We start from the raw sequence: 22,577 nt of genomic DNA, 5'->3' as shown, positions 1-22,577 counted from the left end.
CCGCTCCAGTTAATTGATTGAGCATCGGATTTATCCCGAAACCGGTTCCCACTTTCGGGTCCGATGCTCTAGCGTGCAGTCCCGCAAATCCGCGAAAGTGGATGGTGGTCTCGCGATGAATACGCGCAAGCCGTTATACAGCATACGGCGAGAATCGCATCTTCCCGCATCTTCACGCGAACCGGTGTCCACTTCGCTCGAAAGCGCTCTGGAAAACGCCATGGCCCGAAAATGCTGGCGGGTGGCGCCTTGGACGAAGTTTGACAGACAAGCCTCCCGTTTGGTGGCAATCATACCTATCTTGAACGTCTGTCCGCTCTTCAACCTCTGTCCGCCTGAACCGCACGGAACGGGCCCGCTGCTCCCGGAGTTCGCATGACCAGCCCCATCACCGCCTCCCTGCTCGACCGCGCGAATCTCGACCGCGATTGCGTCCGCAACGAAATCGCGCGGGGCCTCAGAGGCGCGGACGACGGCGAACTGTTTCTGGAATACAGCCAGAGCGAAGCGCTGATGTTCGACAATGGGCGGCTCAAGCAGGCGACCTATGACACCTCGCAAGGCTTCGGCCTTCGCGCGGTCAAGGACGACGCCGTCGGCTACGCCCATTCGTCCGACGTGTCGCTGCCCGCCCTGATCCGCGCCGCCGATGCCGTCGGCGCCGTGCGCGGCGGCTATCAGGGCGCTTTCGCGGTCGCGCCCGGCCATACCAACGTGCGGCTTTATGGCGACGACAATCCGCTCGACGGACTGGGGTTCGAAACCAAGGTCAAGCTGCTCGCGGAAATCGACGCCTATGTGCGCGACAAGGATCCTCGGGTGCGTCAGGTATCCGTCAGCCTCGGCGCGACCTGGCAGGTCGTGGAAATCATGCGGCCGGACGGCGAAACCTATCGCGATGTCCGCCCCCTGGTTCGGGTGAACATTTCCGTCGTCGCCGGACAGGGCGATCGCCAGGAAACCGGCAGCAAGGGTTATGGCGGCCGCGAAGGATATGCCCGTTTCGTGGAGAGCAAAGCGTGGCGCGAAGTCGCGGACGGCGCGATCCGCCAGGCCCTGATCAACCTCGAATCAATCCCCGCGCCGGCCGGCGAGATGGACGTGGTGCTCGGCCCGGGCTGGCCCGGCGTGATGCTGCATGAAGCGGTGGGACACGGCCTCGAGGGCGATTTCAACCGCAAGAAGACCTCGGCTTTCGCGGGACTTATGGGGCAGCAGGTCGCGGCCAGGGGCGTCACCGTGGTCGACGACGGCACCATATCCGCGCGGCGCGGCTCGCTTTCCATCGATGACGAGGGTACGCCAACCAGCCGTACCGTGCTGATCGAGGACGGCATCCTGGTCGGCTATATGCAGGATCGACAGAACGCGCGGCTGATGGGCATGAAGCCGACCGGCAATGGCCGCCGTCAGGACTACGCTCATGTTCCGATGCCGCGGATGACCAATACCTACATGCCGGCGGGCGATCGTGATCCGGCGGAAATCCTCGCCTCGGTGAAGAACGGCATCTACGCCGTCAATTTCGGCGGAGGACAGGTCGACATCACCTCGGGCAAGTATGTGTTCCAGTGCACCGAGGCCTACCGGATCGAAAACGGCAAGGTCGGCGCGCCGCTGAAAGGCGCGATGCTGATCGGCAACGGACCGACCGACCTGCACCGCATCACCATGATCGGCAACGACGTCGCGCTGGACGACGGCGTCGGCACCTGCGGCAAGAACGGTCAAGGCGTTCCCGTCGGCGTTGGTCAGCCCACGTTGCGAATGGAGCGGATAACGGTCGGAGGAACCGGCGGATAAAGGCCGGACGCCGCCGCGACCGCGACGGACGACTCCCGTTCACATCCTCGTGGCAATGTGCGGCCAAATGTGCGGCCATATGTCCAAAGGCCAGCGCGGGATGAGGTAAAGTGCGTTGCGGTTTTTCGCCCGCATCCCGCGGCTCAAAGTACTGGAATCGATCACGTTCATGGTTTTGGACCGATTCGATTGTCGCGTTTTCTTCATGCGAACCGGTGTCCGCTTCGCTCGAACATGCTCCAAGCGCGTGAACCATGTTTCCGACATTCGCTTGAACCTGAACCCGGCATCAGGAACCTAATCTTACGGGTCGCGTTGAGTTTTCCGAGTAGTAGGCGTTGGTGAGTATGATGCCGGTCCTCCGTTATTTTGTGGTGATGGGTTGCTGCCTGTTGGGCCTGCTTTTTGCGGTGGACCTGATGTGGCCGGGCGAGCGCGAGGCCAAGGTCGATTATGACTTCGCACCGGTCGTCGCCGCGAAACCTTCTCCCACAGAATCCAGATTTGTGAGCCCTGTTGAGCGATCCGCCGGAGAGACGCAGACGCTTGGCTGGATGGAGAACCGGCGCTACTCGGAACAGCGCTTCGAGCGAACGAAGCAGGATTCCAGTCCTGTCGTCTATCCGAACATCGCCGCGCTGGCACCCACCCCGGATCGTTTACAGTGGGAACGCCAGCTTCGTTATCTGCCGGCGAATCATGTCTACGAAGCGCGCGCGGAAATGCCGAAGGAAGCGATCCCCGAACAGTCCAAACCCACCGCGAAGACCGCGACGCGCAAGCAACTCGCTCACGCCCGCCCCGCAAGAATCGCGCCCGAAGTCGAGCGCCCGCGCTATGCCCGCAACGCCGGATGGGATCCGTTCGGCCTGTTCGATTAGAGCATTTTCCGGCGAAGTGGATGCCGGTTCGCCGCAAGAAAATGCGTTAAAACAACAATCTAGAGCCTCGCTTCTGATTCAATCAGAAGCGAACGTGCTCTATAGCCGGATGAGGAAAAGTGTGGTGCGGTTTTCCGCCCGCATCCCGCTTCTCAGAATATTGGGATCGATCCGTTTATGGTTTTGGATCGATTCGATCCAAAATCATCGATCATGCTCCAAGCAACAGCTTCGTGAAGCCGGGTTGAAGTCCATTTCGCCGCGCGCCGGTTGCCAGTCCGACCACCAGGCACGATAATCAGGACTCAATCGTCATGGCCTGACGGAGGCAATATGAGCTGGCTTCCCTCCAACGATCCCGCGCTCGGCGACCCCAAATCCTGCGACGCGCTCGAACTTGTCATCGTGCCGCGCGTCCGCGATCTCGGCGACGGATTCGCCGTGCGGCGCGCGCTGCCTCATGGCAGGCGGCAGATGGTCGGCCCGTTCATCTTCTTCGACCATTTCGGCCCGATACAGTTCGTCTCCGGCAAGGGGATGGACGTGCGGCCGCATCCGCATATCGGACTGGCCACCGTCACCTATCTGTTCGACGGCAGCATCATGCACCGCGACAGCGAGGGCCACATCCAGGAAATCCAGCCCGGCGCCATGAACCTGATGACGGCGGGAAGCGGCATCGCGCATTCGGAGCGCACGCCGGATGCGCAGCGCGCGGTCGGGCAAACCATGCTCGGCCTGCAAAGCTGGATCGCCCTGCCGAAAGGCAAGGAGGAAATCGCACCGACGTTCCAGCATTACGGCGCGGACAGTCTGCCCACCGTGCAGGACAAGGGATTGCGCGCCCGCGTCATCGCCGGCAGTTCGTTCGGCGCGACCTCACCGGTCGAGATGGTGTCGCCGTGGTTCTACGTCGAGGTCGCGCTCGAAGCCGGCATGAGCGTGCCGCTTGACGCGGACCACGAGGAGCGCGCGATCTATCTCGTCGACGGCGAGGTCGAGATCGCGGGCGACCGGCACGAAGCGCCGCAGTTGCTGGTCTTCCGACCCGGCGACCGCATCACGGTGCGCGCGACACAGCCGGCGCGGATGATGTTCCTCGGCGGCGATGCGCTCGAAGGGCCGCGACATATCTGGTGGAATTTCGTCTCATCGAGCAAGGAGCGTATCGAACAGGCCAAGGAAGACTGGAAAACCGGCCGCTTCGCGCCTGTGCCCAACGAGCACGAATTCATTCCGCTGCCGGAAAACTGATCGCGTCGGAGCATTCTCCGGCGAAGTGGATGACCGGTTCGCCGCAAGACAACGCATCAAACAAACGTTGAGAGCTTCGCTTCCCTACACCGGCAGCCCGTTCGCTTGCGCCAGTTCCCTGAGCGACACCTGCGGCCGCGCGCCGATGTGCTGGATCACCTCGGCGGCGGCGAGCGCGCCGAGTCGCCCCGCGTCTTCCTGGCTCGCGCCGCGCACCAGTCCGAACAGAAATCCCGCCGCGAACAGATCGCCAGCTCCCGTGGTGTCGACCAGATTGTCGATCGAACATGCCGGCACCGTGACGACGCCGGCTTCCGTCGCGACCACGCATCCCTTCTCGCTGCGGGTGACGACGCCGAGCGCGATGTCCTTGCGTAACTGGGCGAGCGCCGTATCGAAGTCGGACGTCTGGTAAAGCGAGTGCAGTTCAGACTCGTTGGCGAAGATCAGATCGACGGTGCCGTCGCGCATCAATGCAAGAAACTCGTCGCGGTAGCGATCGACGCAGAACGCATCCGACAGGGTCAGCGCGACTTGCCGCCCGGCGTCATGCGCGATCCGCGAGGCCTTGAGGAACGCGTCCTTGGCGGCCTTGGGATCCCATAGATAGCCCTCAAGATAAAGGATCGACGCGGCGGCGACGGTGTCCGGATCGATATCCGCCGGCGACAGATCCTGGGCCGCGCCAAGATAGGTATTCATGGTGCGCTCGCCGTCCGGCGTCACCAGTATGTAGGAACAGCCGGTGGCGGGACCCTCGGATGCCGGTGACGTATCGAAAGCCACCTTCGCGGCACGAATGTCATGGGAATAGAGACGACCGATCTGATCGTCCTTCACCTTGCCGACATAGGCGGTGCGGGCCCCGAACCCCGCGAGACCGACAATGGTGTTCGCAGCCGAACCGCCCGACATCTCGGTCGCAGGCCCCATGTCGGCATAGATCGAGGCCGCGCGCGCCTCATCGATCAACGCCATTCCGCCCTTGGTCATGCCGTGGGCGGCGAGAAAGCCTTCATCGGTTCGCACCAGAACGTCGAAAATCGCATTGCCGATCGCAAGCACGTCGTATTTCGCTGCAGCCATTAAGAATATCCCGTCGCGGCAATTGCGGTATGACGAGGAATCCGCTCAGACTCCCGGCCCGTGAAGGTGCCGCCTATCATGGCGCCTCCCAGCCATCAAGCTCGGTACGCCGGCCTCGCCATGATCCGCTCCGTTCTCACCGTCTCCTCGGGCACCCTGGCTTCGCGGCTGCTCGGATTCGGGCGCGACGCGCTGACCGCGGCGCTGCTCGGGGCGGGCCCGGTCGCCGACGCCTTCCTGATGGCGTTTCAGTTCATCAACGTGATCCGCCGGATGCTCAGTGAGGGCGCCCTGAACGTGGCGCTGGTGCCGGCGTGGATGCGCCTGCGCGAGGTCAGCGGCCTTGCCGCAGCATCCGCCTTCGCAGGCACCGTGCTCGCAACCGTCAGCGCGACGCTGATCGCGGTGGCCGTCGTCGCCGGCGTGGCGATGCCGCTTCTGGTGGGGATGCTCGCGCCGGGTTTCGCCGGTAGCGGGAGCCAGCAACTCGCCGTCACCAACGCCCGGCTGATGCTGCCCTATCTCGCTTTCGCAGGCCCCGCGACGGTCATCATGAGCCTGCTGAACGCCCGGCATCGCTTCGCCATCGCCGCCTTCTCGCCGCTGTTGTTCAACGTCGCCCTGATTCTCGCCGCCGTGCTGCTGCTGTTGCTGCAACGGGACTCACAGTTTGCCGCGCTGGCGATGGCGGCAACCGTCGGCGTCGCGGGATTGCTGCAACTCGCGGTGCTTGCGCTTCTGACCCGCCGCGACGATCTCGCAAGTCCCTTGCGCCTATCGTTCGGCCCCGGGATGCGGGATTTCGCCCGCAAGGCCGTTCCCGGCATGATCGCGAATTCCGGGCCGCAGCTGATGATCGTCGCCGGGGCGATCGTCGCCTCGATGTCGCCATCGGCGGTGTCGTGGCTTTATTTCGCGAACCGCCTGATCGAACTGCCGCTGGGAATGGTCGGCGTCGCCATCGGCACCGTGCTGGTGCCGGAAATGACCCGCGCCCTCAACAGGGACGACAGAACGGCGGCGGTCCATGCCGAATCACGCGGAATAGAACTGGCGGCGGCGCTCGCTTTGCCCGCGACGCTCGGCCTGATCGTCCTCAGCGAACCCATCGTGCGGGTGCTGTTCGAACACGGCGCGTTTACCGCGGCCGACACGCGCGCCACGGCGCTGGCGCTCGGCTGCCTCGCCCTCGGCCTTCCCGCCCATATCCTGATCAAGGCGCTGTCTCCGGCGTTCTTCGCACGTGGCGACACAATGACGCCGCTGCTTGCGACACTGAAGGGCCTCGCGGTCGCAATCGTGTCCGCGGTCGCGCTCGGATGGATGATCGGAGTCTGCGGAGTAGCCGTAGCGATGGCGCTCGGCGCGTGGAGCAGCGCGGCGAGCCTTGCCCGCAGCATGGCGGCCGGCTTTGGATTCTCCATCGATACGGAAGCGCGCCGCCGCCTGCCGCGCATCACGCTGGCGGCGCTGGTGATGGGCGGAGTTTTGTGGCTCGCCGTTCGGCTGCTGGCCCCGATGTCCGGCGCGCACGGATTGCTCCAGGCCGCCACGCTCGTGGTCCTGATCGCCGCGGGCGCCGCGATCTACGGCCTGCTTTTGTTGACCCTCCGGGTCATCGATCGCAACGACATCCAGACCGCGCTGGCGCGGTCGCGATCCGGCGACTTGCGCGCCTAACCCGCGCGTGGCAATGGACGGCACGCCCGACCGAAAGAATGAGTTCGCGTTTCGCGAGCATGTCGTTCAATCACGCGCGGGCAAACAGGAACTTGACGATGACGACACGGGTTTTTTCAGGCGTTCAGCCGACCGGCAATCTGCATCTCGGCAACTATCTCGGCGCCATCGTTAATTTCGTGAAGTTGCAGGCCGACCACGAGTGTCTCTTTTGCGTGGTCGATCTTCACGCCATCACGGTGCCCGTCGCCGTCTGGGGCGGGCCGGACGAGTTGCGCCGCGCCACCCGCGAAGTGACGGCGGCCTTCATCGCAAGCGGCATCGATCCGAAGCGGCACATCATCTTCAACCAGAGTCAGGTGGCCGGACACGCCGAGCTGGCGTGGGTGCTCAACTGCGTGGCGCGGCTCGGCTGGCTCAACCGCATGACCCAGTTCAAGGAAAAGGCCGGCAAGGATCGCGAGAACGCCTCGGTCGGACTTTACGATTACCCGGTGCTGATGGCGTCGGATATCCTGGTCTATCGCGCCACCCACGTCCCGGTCGGCGAGGATCAGAAACAGCACCTCGAACTCAGCCGCGACATCGCGCAGAAGTTCAACAACGACTTTTCGGAATCGATCGCCGGCAACGGCCATGGCGACACGTTCTTTCCGCTGCCGGAGCCCGTGATCACCGGACCCGCGACGCGCGTGATGAGCCTGCGCGACGGCACCAAGAAAATGTCGAAGTCGGATCCGTCCGATTATTCGCGCATCAATCTGACCGACAACGCCGATACGATTGCGCAGAAGATCCGCAAGGCCAAGACCGATCCGGAACCGCTGCCATCGGAGGAAAAGGGGCTGGAAAACCGCCCCGAGGCCGACAATCTGGTCGGCATCTATGCGGCCCTGTCGGGGAAGCCCAAGTCCGCGCTGCTCGCCGAGTTCGGCGGCGCGCAGTTCTCAAACTTCAAATCGAGCCTTGTCGATCTCGCGGTCGCGAAGCTGTCGCCGATCGCACACGAGATGAAACGGCTCACCGACGATCCGGCCCATGTCGACCGGATTCTGATCGACGGCGCCGAACGCGCCAGCGCGATCGCATCGCAGACCATGGACGCGGTGAAGGACATCGTCGGCTTCATCCGCAAGCGCTGACGTCACCTTTCACCACTTCGGTTCCTGTTGATCGCCCTCCCGCAAGCTGCTTGTCGGGGCAGCCTTTGCCGTGGCAGCATGGCGGCGGCTGGTTCAGCACCGGGACATGCATGAGCGCACAACGCCGAAGCTACGAGAGCGGCCACAAGCCGAAATATCTGGTCGTGGTCGACGACAGCGCCGAATGGGATCGCGCCGTTTATTATGCGAGCCGCCGCGCCATCCGCGTCGGCGGAGGCATCGTGATGTTGCGCGTGGTGGAGCCGGAAGACCATAATCAGGAATGGCTCGGCGTCGCCGAAGTGATTCGGGCCGAGGCTTATGAAGGCGCGGATGCCGCGCTCGACCGCGCCTCCGGCCGGGCCAACGGAATCGCCGCGATCACGCCTGAGCGAATCATTCGCGAGGGCGATCCGCTCGAACAGATTCTGGATGTCATCGAGAACGACCTGGATATCTCGATGCTGGTGCTCGCCGCCAGCGGCGGCCCCGAAGGTCCGGGGCCGATCATCACGACGCTGGCCAAGACCGCCGGGAACTTTCCGATTCCAGTGACGATCGTGCCGGGCACGCTGACGGACGATGCGATCGACGCCCTATCCTAGATGATCGGCGTGAACGCCGGAACGTTGCGTGGAAGACTGCCCGGCGCTCTTGATCGTGCTTTCGCCATGGCTATCTGCTAGGGGAACCTACGCGCCGGCCTTGAACCGGCGACGATGGAGAGACCGATGTTCATTCAGACCGAAATCACCCCCAATCCAGCCACCTTGAAGTTCCTTCCGGGCCGCACCGTGCTCGGCAAAGGCACGATGGAGTTCACCAGCGCCAGCACGACCGCCCGCTCGCCGCTCGCCGTGAAGCTGTTCGCCGTCCACGGCGTCGCCGGCGTATTCTACGGCTCGGATTTCATCACGGTGACGAAAGACGAGGGCAGCGACTGGCAGCATCTCAAGCCAGCCATCCTCGGCGTCATCATGGAACACTATATGGCGGGTGCGCCGCTCTTGGCGGACGGCGAGGGGAGCAGCGAAGCGGGCACGGACAGCGACGTCGAGTTCTTCGATGAAGCCGATGCCGAGACCGTGACCCTGATCAAGGACCTGATCGAGACGCGGGTGCGGCCGGGGGTCGCCGATGACGGTGGCGACATCACCTTCCGCGGCTTCAGGGACGGGATCGTCTACGTGAACATGAAGGGCGCATGCTCCGGATGCCCGTCATCGACGGTGACGTTGCGGAACGGCATTCAGAACCTGCTGAAACACTTCGTGCCCGAGGTCGTTGAAGTGCGGCCGGTTTAGAGCATCGGACCCGAAAGTGGAAACCGGTTTCGGGATAAATCCGATGCTCAATCAATTAACTGGGGCGGCGGCGCTGATTCCATTTGACCGGCCGCCGCTCTAGAGCTTGGCGACGACCACCAGCCGCTTGATCTTGCCGCTCTTGTAGGCGCGCAGGAATGCGTCGTAGTTCTTGAACGACACGCAGCCGTTGGAGGCGCCGCTCGGCCCGAGCATATAAGTGTGTGCCAGCAACCCGGTGCGCCCGTATATCTTGTCCTCGCCGCCGATCGGTTTCAGCCTGATCGCCTCCACGCCGTGGAACGGACGTTCCCGCAACGACAGGTCGTAGATGTGCGGCGGCGTCACGCCACGCATCTTCCTGTCGGCGTAGCGCGGATCATCCATCATTTTGCCAAGCCCGGAATGCGCTTCGAGCCTGGTGCCGTCCGGCAGGTATACGGTACGAGCGGAAATGTCATAGATGGCGGTGGATTCATGTTGGGGGATGCGGCCGAGCGTCAGGCTCTCGCCGTCGCTGCTCACCCCGCCATCGGGCGCCGCGAACGCCAGTTGCAGACCGGCCGCGGGTTTACCGAACAGTTTCTCGAAGATCGACGGCTTGTTCGGCTCCGGCGCGACGGCGGCGCTGGCCTGCGCGATCTCGCTGCGGGACGGGGCGGAGGCAGCCTGAAGCTGACGCAGTTCAGAGGGACGCGGGGCCGGCATCGGAACAATCGCGGCGATCTGCGGCGCCTGCGGAAGCGACAGAATATCCGGTGGGGTCTCGGCGGAAGCGAGGGCAACGGCCTGCGAGGCCGCCGCCGGCTCGAAGCTGCCGGGCCGGGGACCCAGAAAGCGCGGACCGTAGAGCAACGCGGTGCGGGCCCTCGCTTCGGGATCCCGGACACGGACCTTGGCTACACGGGAATTGGCCACATCGGCCTTGGCCGCGCGGACCCCGGCGGTCGCCTGCGCGGCGCGAGCCCCGGGGATCTCCTCCAGAGCCTCATACGCGTCCGCGATGCGGCGCACAGGCTCCGCTGAACGGCCGGATACGATTGGTGGCAACGACGCCGTGACCAGTTCCGCGGATTCACCGGAAACATGGGTGTAGAGCGTCCAGGCGCAGGCCAGCCCGATGCAGGCGAGCGCGGCGAAACCCAATATATTCTGAGGAACCGCCTTGCGGGGCAGATCGGCGGAGTGAGCCGCGGCCTCATAGTAACGTCTGCCCGTAGCGTACGTCATTCGCCCCACATCCAGAGTCACGGCCTTTCCGGTCTTTGCGGGCGGTGCAGCAAGATGCTGCACGACGCCGGCATGTCCGGATCAAGACCGCGCATGGCTGATTCGCTAAACCCCAAAGTTCCCCACGAGTCTGTGGCAGACTTGCTAAGCGCCATTAAGGCGACTTTTAGTTAAATGCGGATTAAATTGAGCAGGACCCCGATAGTGACCATAGGATAAACAGCCCGATCGCGGCAATCTGGTGTCCAAAACCCGGGTTCCTTCGTCCAAACCGCAGGTAATCCCTGGGCAAGGGTGCTAGTCTGGCCCGATGCTCGTCCTTGCGATCGACACCGCCCTCGATGCCTGTGCCGCCGGCATATTGGACACCGACGATGGCCGCCTGATCGCTCAGGAAACGCTGCCGATGAAGCGCGGCCACGCCGAAGCCCTGATGCCGCTGATCGCCCGGGTCATCGAATCCGCGGGAATCGGCTTTACGGCGCTGGACCGCGTCGCCGCAACCGCCGGTCCCGGCAGCTTCACCGGCCTGCGCGTGGGGCTTTCGGCCGCGCGCGGCATCGCGCTGGCCGCCAACAAGCCGGTGGTGGGCGTAACCACTCTGGCGGCCTTCGCGGCCCCGGTGATCGGCGAAGACCGGAAGGCGCCGGTGATCTCCGCAATCGATGCCCGTCATGATCAGGTTTATTTTCAGGCCATGAGCGGTGACGGCGCCGCGCTGATCCAGCCGCGTGTCGCGCCGGTCGCGGAGGCGCTCGCGGCATCGCGCTTCGGCGCGCCGCATCTGGTCGGCAATGCCGCGAGGCTTCTCGCCGACCGCTGGCCCGCCCACGCCCCGCCGCCGGTTGCGGTAAATCAGCAGGCAGCGCCCGATATCGCCTGGGTGGCATGGCTCGGCGCGGCCGTCAGCCCGGATGCGGCGCCGCCGCGGCCGTATTACCTGCGCGCGCCCGACGCCAGGCCAGCCGGCGATGTCTTGCTAAAACCACGGGCGCTGGCCGCATCATGATGACATGGTTCCCCGGCAGGGAGCGCGCAGTTCCCGTTGTCGAGCCCGCGAGCCCGAACGACGCGGCGCGCCTTGCCGCGCTTCACGGCGCATCGTTTCATCGCGGCTGGGGCGAAGGCGAGTTCGAGACCATGATCGCCGAGCGCAACACGCTGGTTCAGCGTCTGCGGCTGCGATCGAACGTGATCGGTTTCGCCGTCTCCCGCATTGCGGCGGACGAAGCCGAGATCCTGTCGATCGCCATCGACGCCGGTTATCGTGGCCAGGGGTTTTCGCGCAATCTGCTGCTCACGCACCTTGGCCACCTCGCCGGGCGCAGCGTACGGACGGTATTTCTCGAGGTGGAGGAAAATAATCAACCGGCGCGGCGTCTCTACGATCGCGCGGGCTTCGCCGTCGTCGGTCGCCGCGAGCGATACTACCGCGAGGCGGGCGGGCTGGAACTGAACGCATTGGTGATGCGCCGCAACTTGTCGTAACCTTCGCGGAGTGGCAAAAGGAGCCGGGAGAACCACCGGCAACGGTGCATCGGTTTTTTCGTCCGGTCGCACTCCTTATATCGTTCGCGCGCATTATCTTACGCACATATGAGCGGATCATGCGCCATCGGAACCGGACACTTGAGATGATGGCACTCAAATCGACGACTGTGCAGAAGCCCACCACGATCGAGGCGCGTTGCGCGGCCGCCGGAATGCGCATGACCGAACAGCGCCGCGTGATCGCGCGCGTGCTGGCGGAGGCGTCCGATCATCCCGACGTCGAGGAGCTCTACCGGCGCTGCGCCGCGGTGGATGACAAGATCTCGATCTCGACGGTCTATCGCACGGTGAAGCTGTTCGAGGATGCCGGCATCATCGAACGGCATGATTTTCGCGAAGGCCGCGCCCGCTACGAGACCATGCGCGACAGCCACCACGATCATCTGATCAACCTGCGCGACGGCCAGGTGATCGAGTTCACCTCGGATGAGATCGAGAAGCTGCAAGCGGAAGTCGCGCGCAAGCTCGGCTACCGGCTGGTCGATCATCGGCTCGAACTCTATTGCGTGCCGATGGATGACGAATAAGTCCAGGGTGCCTGTCGAAATGCCGGAAAGCCGCATGCCGCCGCGCAGGCTGCATATCAAATCCTACGGTTGCCAGATGAACGTCTACGACGCCCAGCGCATGGCGGACACGCTGGCGGGCGAAGGATATGTCGAGACCGCCAGCGCCGAGGACGCCGATCTCGTCATTCTCAACACCTGCCACATTCGCGAGAAGGCGTCCGAAAAGGTCTATTCCGAACTCGGCCGCTTGCGCGCGGCCAAGGAACAGGCGGCGCGTGACGGCCGCGGCATGAGCATCGTGGTCGCCGGCTGCGTCGCGCAGGCCGAAGGCGAGGAAATCATCCGTCGCGCCCCGGTGGTCGATGTGGTGGTGGGTCCGCAGAGCTATCATCACCTGCCGCAACTGCTCGCGCGCGCAAGAACCTGTGGCCGGGCGCTGGAGACCGAGTTTCCGGTCGCGGACAAGTTCGGTTTCCTGCCGCAGCCCTCGCGGCAGGCGATCCGTGCCCGCGGCATCTCGGCGTTCGTCACGGTGCAGGAAGGCTGCGACAAATTTTGCACCTTCTGTGTCGTGCCCTATACGCGCGGCGCGGAGGCGTCGCGTCCGGTGGCGAAGGTCATCGACGACGTGCAGCGCCTGGCGGACAACGGCGTGCGCGAGATCACGCTCATCGGACAGAACGTCAACGCCTATCACGGCGAAGGCCCCGACGGACGGCCCTGGCCGTTCGGCAAGCTGCTGCATCGTCTCGCCGAGATTCCGGGCATCGTCCGGCTGCGCTACTCCACCAGCCATCCGCGCGACGTGGAGGACTCGCTGATCGACGCCCACCGCGATCTCGACGCGCTGATGCCGTTCGTGCATCTGCCGGTGCAGTCGGGCTCGGACCGCATCCTCGCCGCCATGAACCGCAAGCATACCGCCGATGACTACCGCCGGGTGATCGACCGGTTTCGCCATGCCCGGCCCGACATCGCGTTCTCGTCGGACTTCATCGTCGGCTTCCCGGGCGAAACCAGGGAAGATTTCGCCGCCACCCTCGCGCTCGTCGGCCAAATCGGATACGCTGCCGCCTATTCGTTCAAATATTCGCCCCGACCCGGAACGCCGGCGGCGGACATGCAGGAGACGGTGTCAACGGCCGACATGGACCAGCGATTGGTGCAGCTTCAGAACCTGATCGACAGCCAGCAATCCGCCTTCAACCGGACAGCGCTGGGCAGGACGATCGACGTGCTGTTCGATCGCGCCGGACGCAAGCCGGGCCAGATCGTCGGCCGCACCCCCTATCTGCAGCCCGCCCATGTGGAGGCGTCCGATGCCATCCTCGGACAGGTGCTGCCCGTAACCGTTGCCAGTCTGGAACGTTACAGCCTGTTCGGAACGCTGGCATCCCAGCCGTCACCCGGCGAACCTTCGAACCATGGCGCGACGGGCGGCGCGCAGTTCCAGACGACCGCCGGAGTCTGACCCCTTGCCCAAGAGCGCATCGGATTCCCCTCCGCTTGCTCCCAGCCGGAAACCCGAGGTCCAGGGTCCGCCCGAAACGCAGGTCGTCATCGATTTCGAGGACAACCGCGCGGTATCGGCGCTGGTCGGCCCTTACGGACAGAACCTCTCGCAGCTTGAGCGCCGGCTCGGCGTGGTCGTCGATTCGCGCGGCAATCACATCACTATTGCCGGATCGCGCGACGGCTGCGACGCGGGACGGCGCGTGCTGGAAACACTCTATACCCAGGCAACGCAGGGCCATGATCTGTCGCAGGGCGAGGTCGAGGGCGCGATCCGCGCCGTGATCGCGCAAGGCTCGCTGTTCGAGGACGATGTCAAGGCGCCGCGATCAGGGTTCGAAGCCATCAATCTGCGCAAGCGTCCGGTGCGGGCGCGCACCGCCGCGCAGGATCTCTACATCCGCGCGCTGAAACGTCATGAACTGGTGTTCGGCATAGGCCCCGCCGGCACCGGAAAGACCTGGCTCGCGGTGGCGCAGGCCACCCAGCTCTTCGAGCGCAAGGAAGTCGATCGCATTATCCTGACGCGTCCCGCGGTCGAGGCGGGCGAGCGGCTCGGCTTCCTGCCGGGCGACCTGCGCGAGAAAGTGGATCCTTACCTGCGGCCGATCTATGACGCGCTGTACGATCTGATGGACTCCCGCATCGTCGAGCGGGCGCTGCAAAGCGGCGAGATCGAGATCGCCCCGCTCGCCTTCATGCGTGGCCGCACCTTGACCAACGCCGCGATCATCCTCGACGAGGCGCAGAACACCACCTCGATGCAGATGAAGATGTTTCTGACGCGGCTGGGTGAGAACAGCCGCATGATCGTCACGGGCGACCCCTCGCAGGTCGATCTGCCGAACGGCCAGACGTCGGGACTGACGGAAGCGACGCGGCTGCTCGACGGCGTCGAAGGCGTGGCTCAGGTGACGTTCACCGCCGAGGACGTGATCCGTCATGAACTGGTGGCGCGGATCGTCGCCGCCTATGAGGGGCTGCCGCAACGGCCGGCAGCCGGCAAACCTTGATGCCGAACTTCGCGTGCAGGGAAAGGCCGGTCCGCGCAAGGCGCGGCGGCGAAAGACACATCATGATCCGCTCCGCTTCTCCCGTGACTGAAATTCTCGTCGTCGCCGACTGCTGGCGCGCCGAGGCGGATGCCGAGGCCGTCATTCATCGCGCGATCGCCGCCGCCGCCGTGATGGTCGATGAGGACACCGGCGATGCCGAGCTTGCGATCATGCTGACCGATGACGCCGGAATCCGCACGCTCAACGCCAACTGGCGCGGTCTCGACAAGCCGACCAATGTCCTGTCGTTTCCGGCGTTGCAGCCGACCGGTCCGTGCATGCCGGACGATCCGCCGCGAATGCTCGGGGACATTGCGATCGCCTATGAAACCCTGTGCCGCGAGGCCGATGACGAACGCAAGACCTTCGATCATCACCTCAGCCATCTTGCCGTCCACGGCTTCCTGCATCTGATCGGGTACGACCACGAGACCGACGGTGAGGCCGAGGAGATGGAAAGTCTCGAACGTAAAATTCTGGCGCGGCTCGGAATTCCCGATCCCTATGCGCCCCCGGAACGGATGACCTGAGTGCCTTCGGAGGACCAGACCAGCGAGACCCTGCCGGCGCAGACTAGCCGCAACCTGCCGGTGCCCGTGCACAATGGCGAGGTGTTGCGCCCGGCCCCCGAGCGCTGGCTGATGCGCGCGATCCGCTCGCTGTTCGGATGGAAGGCGGGATCGGTCCGGGCCGACCTTCAGGTGGTGCTCGACGCCTCGACGCCGGATGAGACCAGCTTCACCGCGGTCGAGCGCACCATGCTGCGCAATATCCTCAACCTGCACGAACGACGCATCGCGGACGTCATGGTCCACCGCGCCGACATCGTCGCGGTCAAGCGCGACATTCCGCTTGGCGAGCTGATCAACCTGTTCGAAAGCGCGGCGCATTCCCGCCTCGTGGTCTATCACGAGAACCTCGACGATCCCGAAGGCATGGTTCACATTCGGGATCTGCTCGCCTTCATGGCTCAGCGGGCGCGAACCGCGATGCCGTCCACGGCGAAACGCAAGAAGAAGACGACGGCCGGTCTCGACCTGCGCGCCGTTGATCTGGCGCTGCCGCTGAGCGAGGCCGACATTACCCGCAAGCTGCTTTACGTGCCGCCATCGATGCCCGCGATCGACCTGCTGGCGCAGATGCAGGCCTCGCGCATCCATCTGGCGCTCGTCGTCGACGAATATGGCGGCACCGACGGACTGGTGTCGATCGAGGATATCGTCGAGCAGGTCGTCGGCGAAATCGATGACGAGCACGATAGCGACGAGCCGCCATCGATCGTGCGCCAGACCGAGAATTCCTTCATTGCCGATGCCCGCGCCAGCCTCGAGGATGTCCGCGCCATGATCGGCGAGGCGTTCGAGACCGGCGAGGCGGGCGAGGAGGTGGACACGCTCGGAGGCTTTCTTGTCACTTACGTCGGTCGCCTGCCGGTGCGTGGCGAGGTCATTCTGGGGCCGGGACCGTTCGAGATCGAAGTGCTCGACGCCGATCCTCGTCGCGTCAAGCGGCTGCGGATCGGCCTGCGCGCCGAGCGTCCCCCGGTCCGGCCCCGCGACGGCCGGCGCCGGGAGAACGCGCCGGATGCGACCTCGCAATCGCAGGGCGACCCGGCCGCTCCTTCTTCGCCGGGCGATGGAGGCGAACCCCAGTGAGCCTGAGCATCGCGGGCAGCGCCAGGACGGCGGGTCTTGCCGTCACGTTGTCATGGGGGTGGAAGCGCGCCTTCGTTGCGCTTGCCTCCGGCGCCGCCTCCTCGCTTGCGATGGAGCCCTTCAACGCCTGGCCGCTGCTGTTCGTCACCTTTCCGGTCGCAACTTGGCTGATCGACGGCTCCGCCGGCCGTCTGCGCGGCGTGCCGGCCGCGGCGCTCGCCGGCTGGTTGTTCGGATTCGGCTATTTCGTTCCGGGACTCTATTGGATCGGCAACGCCTTCTTGGTCGATGCGCAGACCTTCGCATGGCTGATGCCGTTCGCCGTCCTGGGCCTGCCGGCCTATCTCGCGCTCTTTACGTCGCTCGGTTTCGCGCTGGCGCGCCTGATCTGGACCACGGACGCCTCGCGCATTCTCGCGCTCGCCGCCGCGCTGACGATCAGTGAATGGCTGCGCGGACACGTCCTGACCGGCTTCCCCTGGAATGCATTCGGCTACGCGCTGACGGAGCCGCTGGCGCTGGCGCAAACCGCCTCGTTGATCGGATTGTGGGGCTTGACGTTCCTCGGCGTCGCCATCTTCGCGAGCCCCGCCGTCCTGATCGACCGCCGGAGCCGCGGCCGCGGACCGTGGCTCGTTCCGGTCATCGCGCTCATGCTGCTCGTCGCCATGAGCGTCCATGGTTCAGTCAGACTATCGCTGCATCCGACGGAATTCGCGGACAAGGTGAGGCTGCGCATCATGCAGCCCAATCTGGCGCAGGACGCGCGGTTCAACTACTCCGCCAAAACGGCGGTGATGCAGAAGTATCTGACGCTCTCGGACCGGGCCACCGGACCGCAGTCGACCGGCGTCAGCGGCGCGACCATCCTGATCTGGCCGGAATCGGCTTTCCCGTTTTTTCTGACCCGCGAAGCCGACGCGATGGCGGAGATCGCCGATCTGCTGCCGAAAGGCACGATCCTGATGACCGGCTCGGTGCGCGCTCCCGATCCGCCGCCGAATGGCAGGATCACGCGAGCGTACAACTCGATCTATGTCATCGGCGATGACGGCGGCATCCTGTCGATCTACGACAAGCTCCATCTGGTGCCGTTCGGTGAATTCCTGCCGTTCCAGGGGCTGATGGAAAAGCTCGGCTTTATTCAGCTCACCAAGGTCCAGGGCGGCTTCATTCCGGGACAAAGCCGGCGGACCATCGAGCTTCCGAACGCCCCGAGCGTTCTTCCGCTGATCTGCTACGAGGCGATCTTTCCGGGCGGGATCGAAACCAGGGGAGGCCGTCCGGGCTGGATCGTTAATCTCACCAATGACGGCTGGTTCGGCATCAGCACGGGTCCCCATCAGCACCTTCAACAGGCGCGGCTGCGCGCCATCGAACAGGGACTGCCCCTTGTGCGGGCGGCGAACACCGGTATTTCCGTAGTCACCGATCCGGTGGGACGTATTGTCGCACGGCTCGATCTCGGCGTGGAAGGCGTTCTGGACTCTCGCCTGCCTGTCGCCATGACGCCAACGCCTTACGCCCGCGCAGGTGATATTCCCGCCGCAATCATGGTGACCATGGCGCTCGTCCTGGTGATTCGACGACGGCGCGGGCATTAGCCGCGACGCGCACGTCATCTTGATCACCGGGGGGAGATGCTCACGACAGCGCTTCGGTCACATGATCGATATAATTCGTGTAACAACTTGTACGGCTGGTATAATGCAGCCTACCTAGATTGAGTTGAGAATTGTTCTCAAGTGGTTAAGTCGCGTTTGACGATAGCGGTCCGGGGAGCGTATCCACGGGATCGTGGCCCCCTTCCGAGGAGACCTAGGAGATGTCTACCAAGGCGCCCAATCCTGTTGACAAGCATGTCGGCAGCCGTGTGCGCATGCGCCGCATCATGCTCGGCATGAGCCAGGAGAAACTCGGGGAAGCTCTCGGCCTGACATTCCAGCAGGTGCAGAAGTATGAAAAGGGAACCAACCGCGTCGGCGCCAGCCGCATCCAGCAGATTTCCGAAATCCTTCAGGTTCCGGTCTCGTTCCTGTTCGAGGGCAGTCCGGGCACGGGCGTCGCCAGGGCCGAGGGTCTGAGCGAGGCGCCCTCGCCCGCCTATGTGTCGGATTTCCTCGCGACATCCGAAGGTCTCGCGCTGACCCGCGCATTCACCCGGATCACGGATGCAAAGCTCCGTCGCAGCATCGTCGACATGGTCGAGCAGATCGCGGCGAGGGAACTATCCGACCAGCGCTAACGCGTATGACGACTGTGGTTTCCGACAATTCTCGTCCCTCATGCGATGAGGCCCCGCCTGTCCGCATGGAAAACCGCGACCGCCCGCAAGGCTCGTTCTTCGGGCGCCGCAAGGGACACCGGCTCCGGCCGCACCAGAACGATCTGATCGCGCATCTGCTGCCGCGCCTCGGTTTCGATCCCGCCAGGCTCGGACCGTCGGGCCCGGCCGCGCTGTTCGAGCCGCCGGTTGATGAGACGCGCATCGAGATCGGTTTCGGCGGCGGCGAACATCTTGTGGCCGAAGCGCTGGCGTTTCCCCGCACCGGCTTCATCGGCTGCGAACCCTACATCAACGGCATGGCCAAGATTCTCGTGCAGATCGAGGCTCACGCTATCCGCAATATCCGCCTGTTCGCCGGCGATGCGTCGCAGCTGCTGGCGTGTCTGCCGCAAGCCTCGCTGGCGCGGATCGACCTCATCCATCCCGATCCGTGGCCCAAGCGCCGCCACTGGAAACGCCGCTTCGTTCAGGATGCGACCGTCGCGGCGATGGCGCGTGTGCTTCGGCCGGAGGGCGAATTCCGTTTCGTCAGCGATATCGACGATTATTGCGCATGGACGCTGACGCATCTGGCGCGATCACCTGACTTCCTCTGGCTCGCCGAACGCTCAGCCGACTGGCAGGATCCGTGGCCCGGTTACACCATGACGCGCTACGGCCGCAAAGCGATGCGCGAAGGCCGCCGCGCGGCATATCTGCGGTTCCGCCGCGAACGCACTGCCGCATAAGGCGGAAGCTGACATCATCATTCGCCGATCGCCGGAACCGGCTTTTTGGCCCGCGCCGGCCTTGCCGGGGAGCACGAAAACAGCTATATCAACGAAAATTTCTCATACGATAACGTATCGAGAGTGGGCCCTTCCGGACCCGCTCTTTTTTGTTTCCTGAATGGGTTTGTTTCCTGAATGGGTTTGTTTCCTGAATGGACCTCATGCACCGAGGCGCGGGTTCCTTCAGCAGCAACCGCCGGTCGGGCGACAACGCGGTGGGCAACCGTCGCGCCACCAGCAGGCCGATTCCTTGGACCTTGAAGACTCCTTGAACATGACCGATCCATCCACCCAGAACCCGGACCATGAGCTGCTCGACGAGCCGCGTCTGGTGGTCGAGCCCGGCGTCGCGGCGCGGGTCGCGGCCATCGCCGCGCCGGTGCTGCAGGGCATGGGATATCGGCTGGTCCGCATCAAGGTCTCGGGCGAAGCGGGCTGCACGGTCCAGATCATGGCCGAGCGTCCGGACGGATCGATCCAGATCGAGGATTGCGAGGCAATCTCGAAGGCGCTGTCGCCGGTGCTCGATGTGGCCGACCCGATCGACAAGGCTTATCGGCTGGAAATCTCGTCGCCCGGCATCGACCGGCCGCTGGTGCGCCGCTCCGATTTCGAACGCTATGCCGGCCATCTCGCGAAAATCGAGATGGCGGTCGCCCATCACGACCGCAAGCGATTCCGCGGCGTCCTTCAGGGCGTCGAGGACAACACGGTGCGCCTGCATCGGGACGACATCCGGAATAATGACGACGAAAGCGAGGTCCTGCTCGTCATGGAGGATATCGCCGACGCCCGGCTGGTTCTGACCGACGAATTGATCGCGGAATCGATGCGCCGGGGCAAGGTCGCGGAACGCGAGATGAAACAGAGCCTCGGAATACTGCCGGCTCCCCCGCCGCACGCGAAAACCGATCCGGCAAGGCGCCACGCGCCGAAACCGAAACTCAAAAACGGCAAAAAAGCTCCCGGGAAAAACCCGCCGAAGAACACCAAGAAACATCGCCTGGCCGCGGAACGCCTGCGGCGCGGCGACATCGATCCCATCGAAGGAGAATAAGTCATGGCCGCCGTCAGCGCCAATAAGCTCGAACTGCTGCAGATCGCAGACGCGGTGGCGCGCGAAAAGACCATCGACCGCGGCATCGTGATCGCCGCGATGGAGGACGCCATCGCGAAGGCGGCGCGGGCGCGGTACGGCAGCGAGACTGACGTTCATGCGGAGATCCACCCGAAGACCGGACAGCTCCAGCTCACCCGCCACATGCTGGTGGTCGAACAGGTCGAGAATGCCGCGAACCAGATCTCGCTGAAGGACGCCCAGCGGGCCAATCCGGGCGCACAGATCGGCGACACCATCGCCGATACGCTGCCGCCGCTGGAATATGGCCGCATCTCCGCGCAGTCCGCCAAACAGGTGATCGTGCAGAAGGTGCGCGAGGCCGAACGCGACCGGCAGTATCAGGAGTTCAAGGATCGCATCGGCGATATCGTCAACGGCATCGTCAAGCGTGTCGAATACGGCAGCGTGATCGTCGACCTCGGTCGCGGCGAAGCCGTCATTCGCCGCGACGAGATGCTGCCGCGCGAGGTATTCCGCAACGGCGACCGCGTCAGGGCCTATATCTTCGACGTGCGCCGGGAAACCCGCGGCCCGCAGATCTTCCTGTCGCGCACCCATCCACAGTTCATGGTGAAGCTGTTCGCGCAGGAAGTGCCGGAAATCTACGACGGTATCGTCGAGATCAAGGCGGTGGCGCGCGATCCAGGCTCCCGCGCCAAGATCGGCGTGGTGTCGCGGGATTCCTCGGTCGATCCGGTGGGCGCCTGCGTCGGCATGCGCGGCTCGCGCGTTCAGGCGGTCGTCAACGAGTTGCAGGGCGAAAAGATCGACATCATTCCGTGGTCGCCGGATATCGCGACCTTCGTCGTCAACGCGCTGGCGCCGGCGGAGGTCGCGAAAGTCGTGATCGACGAGGACCGCGAGCGGATCGAGGTCGTGGTCCCCGATACCAACAACCAGTTGTCGCTCGCGATCGGACGGCGCGGACAGAACGTGCGGCTCGCCTCGCAACTGACCGGCTGGGATATCGACATCCTGACGGAGCAGGAGGAATCGGAGCGACGCCAGGCGGATTTCGAGAATGCGACACGCATGTTCATGGAAGCGCTCAACGTCGACGAGGTCGTCGGCCAGTTGCTGGCGTCGGAAGGGTTCACCTCTGTTGAAGAACTGACGCTGGTCGATACGCGGGAAATCGCCGGCATCGAGGGCTTTGACGACGATACCGCGACCGAATTGCAGAGCCGGGCCCGAGAGTATCTGGAGCAGCTCGAAGCCGAACTGGAAAACAGGCGCAAGGAGCTTGGCGTGGACGATGCGCTGAAGACCGTGCCCGGCGTGACCTCGAAGATGCTGGTGAAGCTCGGCGAAAACGACGTCAAGACCATCGAGGATCTGGCCGGCTGCGCCACCGACGATCTGGTCGGCTGGACCGAACGCAAGGAGGGCGAAGCGGTCAAGCACGCGGGTTATTTCGACGGCATCGAGATTTCGCGGGAGGACGCGGAGGCCATCATCATGCAGGCTCGTCTGATCGCAGGCTGGATAAGCGAAGCCGATCTTGCGAAACCGGCGGAGGCCGAGGATATCGCTGCTGAAGATCAGCCGGCCGAATGAAGAAAACGCCTTGGAGCCCTTTCGCTTCTGATGGAATCAGAAGCGAGGCGCTCAGATTTTGATGTGACGCGTTTTCTTCACGCGAACCGGTGTCCACTTCGCTTGAAAACGCTCTAGAGCGGGATGAGGAAAAGTGTGCAGCGGTTTTCCGCCCGCATCCCGCTCTAAATATTGGAATCGA

21 protein-coding genes are annotated in these 22,577 nt (G+C 64.2%); 19 read left to right on the top strand and 2 right to left on the bottom strand.

Translation table 11 applies throughout. The features are described from left to right. The first annotated feature begins 375 nt into the window (after positions 1-375). The 3 genes from tldD to ACMYR2_RS01835 all read left to right on the top strand — a co-directional run bounded on the left by tldD (position 376) and on the right by ACMYR2_RS01835 (position 3,938). Positions 376-1,803, top strand: a complete 1,428-nt coding sequence (tldD, locus tag ACMYR2_RS01845; RefSeq protein WP_347263929.1) for a metalloprotease TldD — start codon at positions 376-378, stop codon at positions 1,801-1,803. Positions 1,804-2,150: 347 nt separating this feature from the next. Next, complete coding sequence (locus ACMYR2_RS01840) at positions 2,151-2,684, top strand: hypothetical protein (protein ID WP_416193590.1); 534 nt, start codon at positions 2,151-2,153, stop codon at positions 2,682-2,684. Positions 2,685-3,017: 333 nt separating this feature from the next. Continuing rightward, positions 3,018-3,938, top strand: a complete 921-nt coding sequence (locus ACMYR2_RS01835) for a pirin family protein (RefSeq protein WP_347263927.1) — start codon at positions 3,018-3,020, stop codon at positions 3,936-3,938. Positions 3,939-4,022: 84 nt separating this feature from the next. Here the strand turns inward: ACMYR2_RS01835 and ACMYR2_RS01830 are convergent, their stop codons facing one another. Further along, complete coding sequence (locus tag ACMYR2_RS01830) at positions 4,023-5,024, bottom strand: adenosine kinase (protein ID WP_347263926.1); 1,002 nt, start codon at positions 5,022-5,024, stop codon at positions 4,023-4,025. 120 nt (positions 5,025-5,144) lie between these two features. Here ACMYR2_RS01830 and murJ point away from each other — a divergent pair, with 120 nt between their 5' ends. From murJ to ACMYR2_RS01810, 4 genes are all read left to right on the top strand, one after another. Beyond that, complete coding sequence (murJ, locus tag ACMYR2_RS01825) at positions 5,145-6,704, top strand: murein biosynthesis integral membrane protein MurJ (RefSeq protein WP_416193589.1); 1,560 nt, start codon at positions 5,145-5,147, stop codon at positions 6,702-6,704. Between the two features lie 98 nt (positions 6,705-6,802). Then, positions 6,803-7,846 carry a tryptophan--tRNA ligase gene (trpS, locus tag ACMYR2_RS01820; protein ID WP_347263924.1) on the top strand — a complete coding sequence of 348 codons (1,044 nt, stop codon included), beginning with the start codon at positions 6,803-6,805 and terminating at the stop codon, positions 7,844-7,846. 110 nt (positions 7,847-7,956) lie between these two features. Beyond that, the gene (locus tag ACMYR2_RS01815) at positions 7,957-8,451 is read left to right on the top strand and encodes a universal stress protein (RefSeq protein WP_347263923.1); all 495 of its coding nucleotides are present in this window, start codon (positions 7,957-7,959) and stop codon (positions 8,449-8,451) included. Positions 8,452-8,577: 126 nt separating this feature from the next. Beyond that, entirely contained in the window at positions 8,578-9,150 is a 573-nt protein-coding gene (locus ACMYR2_RS01810; protein WP_347263922.1) for a NifU family protein, read from the top strand. A 99-nt stretch (positions 9,151-9,249) separates the two neighbouring features. Here the strand turns inward: ACMYR2_RS01810 and ACMYR2_RS01805 are convergent, their stop codons facing one another. Continuing rightward, positions 9,250-10,380, bottom strand: a complete 1,131-nt coding sequence (locus tag ACMYR2_RS01805) for a DUF2778 domain-containing protein (RefSeq protein WP_416193588.1) — start codon at positions 10,378-10,380, stop codon at positions 9,250-9,252. 310 nt (positions 10,381-10,690) lie between these two features. Between ACMYR2_RS01805 and tsaB the strand changes: the two genes are divergently transcribed. The 12 genes from tsaB (at position 10,691) to nusA (ending at position 22,396) form a co-directional block, all read left to right on the top strand. After that, positions 10,691-11,389: a tRNA (adenosine(37)-N6)-threonylcarbamoyltransferase complex dimerization subunit type 1 TsaB gene (gene tsaB, locus ACMYR2_RS01800; RefSeq protein WP_416193587.1), complete on the top strand. Its 699-nt coding sequence runs from the start codon at positions 10,691-10,693 to the stop codon at positions 11,387-11,389. Beyond that, entirely contained in the window at positions 11,386-11,868 is a 483-nt protein-coding gene (rimI, locus tag ACMYR2_RS01795; protein WP_416193586.1) for a ribosomal protein S18-alanine N-acetyltransferase, read from the top strand. Before tsaB ends, rimI begins: the two co-directional genes overlap by 4 nt. A 146-nt stretch (positions 11,869-12,014) precedes the next feature. Continuing rightward, on the top strand, positions 12,015-12,458 hold the full coding sequence (locus ACMYR2_RS01790) for a Fur family transcriptional regulator (protein WP_347263918.1): 444 nt from the start codon (positions 12,015-12,017) through the stop codon (positions 12,456-12,458). Between the two features lie 19 nt (positions 12,459-12,477). Beyond that, positions 12,478-13,911, top strand: coding sequence for a tRNA (N6-isopentenyl adenosine(37)-C2)-methylthiotransferase MiaB (gene miaB, locus ACMYR2_RS01785; protein WP_347263932.1), 1,434 nt, complete (start codon positions 12,478-12,480; stop codon positions 13,909-13,911). 4 nt (positions 13,912-13,915) lie between these two features. Then, the gene (locus ACMYR2_RS01780; RefSeq protein ID WP_347263916.1) at positions 13,916-14,965 is read left to right on the top strand and encodes a PhoH family protein; all 1,050 of its coding nucleotides are present in this window, start codon (positions 13,916-13,918) and stop codon (positions 14,963-14,965) included. A gap of 62 nt (positions 14,966-15,027) precedes the next feature. Continuing rightward, complete coding sequence (gene ybeY, locus ACMYR2_RS01775) at positions 15,028-15,537, top strand: rRNA maturation RNase YbeY (protein ID WP_347263915.1); 510 nt, start codon at positions 15,028-15,030, stop codon at positions 15,535-15,537. Continuing rightward, positions 15,538-16,662, top strand: coding sequence for a hemolysin family protein (locus ACMYR2_RS01770; RefSeq protein WP_347263914.1), 1,125 nt, complete (start codon positions 15,538-15,540; stop codon positions 16,660-16,662). A gap of 2 nt (positions 16,663-16,664) precedes the next feature. After that, positions 16,665-18,266, top strand: coding sequence for an apolipoprotein N-acyltransferase (lnt, locus tag ACMYR2_RS01765; protein ID WP_347263931.1), 1,602 nt, complete (start codon positions 16,665-16,667; stop codon positions 18,264-18,266). A gap of 221 nt (positions 18,267-18,487) precedes the next feature. Continuing rightward, positions 18,488-18,907 (top strand): helix-turn-helix transcriptional regulator, encoded by a 420-nt coding sequence (locus ACMYR2_RS01760; protein WP_347263913.1) that lies wholly within the window; start codon positions 18,488-18,490, stop codon positions 18,905-18,907. Between the two features lie 65 nt (positions 18,908-18,972). After that, positions 18,973-19,677, top strand: a complete 705-nt coding sequence (locus tag ACMYR2_RS01755; RefSeq protein ID WP_416193585.1) for a tRNA (guanine(46)-N(7))-methyltransferase TrmB — start codon at positions 18,973-18,975, stop codon at positions 19,675-19,677. A gap of 316 nt (positions 19,678-19,993) precedes the next feature. Then, positions 19,994-20,776 (top strand): ribosome maturation factor RimP, encoded by a 783-nt coding sequence (rimP, locus tag ACMYR2_RS01750; RefSeq protein ID WP_347263911.1) that lies wholly within the window; start codon positions 19,994-19,996, stop codon positions 20,774-20,776. Positions 20,777-20,779: 3 nt separating this feature from the next. After that, the gene (gene nusA, locus ACMYR2_RS01745) at positions 20,780-22,396 is read left to right on the top strand and encodes a transcription termination factor NusA (RefSeq protein ID WP_416193584.1); all 1,617 of its coding nucleotides are present in this window, start codon (positions 20,780-20,782) and stop codon (positions 22,394-22,396) included. The last annotated feature ends 181 nt before the right edge of the window (positions 22,397-22,577 follow it).

The sequence above is a fragment of the Nitrobacter sp. TKz-YC01 genome (assembly GCF_047824785.1).
Lineage (GTDB): Bacteria > Pseudomonadota > Alphaproteobacteria > Rhizobiales > Xanthobacteraceae > Nitrobacter.
The sequence above is the reverse complement of the archived record's forward strand: the minus strand, read 5'-3'. Positions and strand labels throughout refer to the sequence as shown.

Coding starts and splice junctions, on each gene's coding strand:
- tsaB (WP_416193587.1), top strand. CDS start 10,691: ATGCTCGTCCTTGCGATCGACACCGCCCTCGATGCCTGTGCCGCCGGC.
- tldD (WP_347263929.1), top strand. CDS start 376: ATGACCAGCCCCATCACCGCCTCCCTGCTCGACCGCGCGAATCTCGAC.
- ACMYR2_RS01755 (WP_416193585.1), top strand. CDS start 18,973: ATGGAAAACCGCGACCGCCCGCAAGGCTCGTTCTTCGGGCGCCGCAAG.
- murJ (WP_416193589.1), top strand. CDS start 5,145: ATGATCCGCTCCGTTCTCACCGTCTCCTCGGGCACCCTGGCTTCGCGG.
- trpS (WP_347263924.1), top strand. CDS start 6,803: ATGACGACACGGGTTTTTTCAGGCGTTCAGCCGACCGGCAATCTGCAT.
- ACMYR2_RS01815 (WP_347263923.1), top strand. CDS start 7,957: ATGAGCGCACAACGCCGAAGCTACGAGAGCGGCCACAAGCCGAAATAT.
- ACMYR2_RS01830 (WP_347263926.1), bottom strand. CDS start 5,024: ATGGCTGCAGCGAAATACGACGTGCTTGCGATCGGCAATGCGATTTTC.
- ACMYR2_RS01810 (WP_347263922.1), top strand. CDS start 8,578: ATGTTCATTCAGACCGAAATCACCCCCAATCCAGCCACCTTGAAGTTC.
- rimI (WP_416193586.1), top strand. CDS start 11,386: ATGATGACATGGTTCCCCGGCAGGGAGCGCGCAGTTCCCGTTGTCGAG.
- ACMYR2_RS01840 (WP_416193590.1), top strand. CDS start 2,151: ATGATGCCGGTCCTCCGTTATTTTGTGGTGATGGGTTGCTGCCTGTTG.
- ybeY (WP_347263915.1), top strand. CDS start 15,028: ATGATCCGCTCCGCTTCTCCCGTGACTGAAATTCTCGTCGTCGCCGAC.
- ACMYR2_RS01790 (WP_347263918.1), top strand. CDS start 12,015: ATGATGGCACTCAAATCGACGACTGTGCAGAAGCCCACCACGATCGAG.
- nusA (WP_416193584.1), top strand. CDS start 20,780: ATGGCCGCCGTCAGCGCCAATAAGCTCGAACTGCTGCAGATCGCAGAC.
- miaB (WP_347263932.1), top strand. CDS start 12,478: ATGCCGGAAAGCCGCATGCCGCCGCGCAGGCTGCATATCAAATCCTAC.
- ACMYR2_RS01805 (WP_416193588.1), bottom strand. CDS start 10,380: ATGACGTACGCTACGGGCAGACGTTACTATGAGGCCGCGGCTCACTCC.
- ACMYR2_RS01760 (WP_347263913.1), top strand. CDS start 18,488: ATGTCTACCAAGGCGCCCAATCCTGTTGACAAGCATGTCGGCAGCCGT.
- ACMYR2_RS01835 (WP_347263927.1), top strand. CDS start 3,018: ATGAGCTGGCTTCCCTCCAACGATCCCGCGCTCGGCGACCCCAAATCC.
- rimP (WP_347263911.1), top strand. CDS start 19,994: ATGACCGATCCATCCACCCAGAACCCGGACCATGAGCTGCTCGACGAG.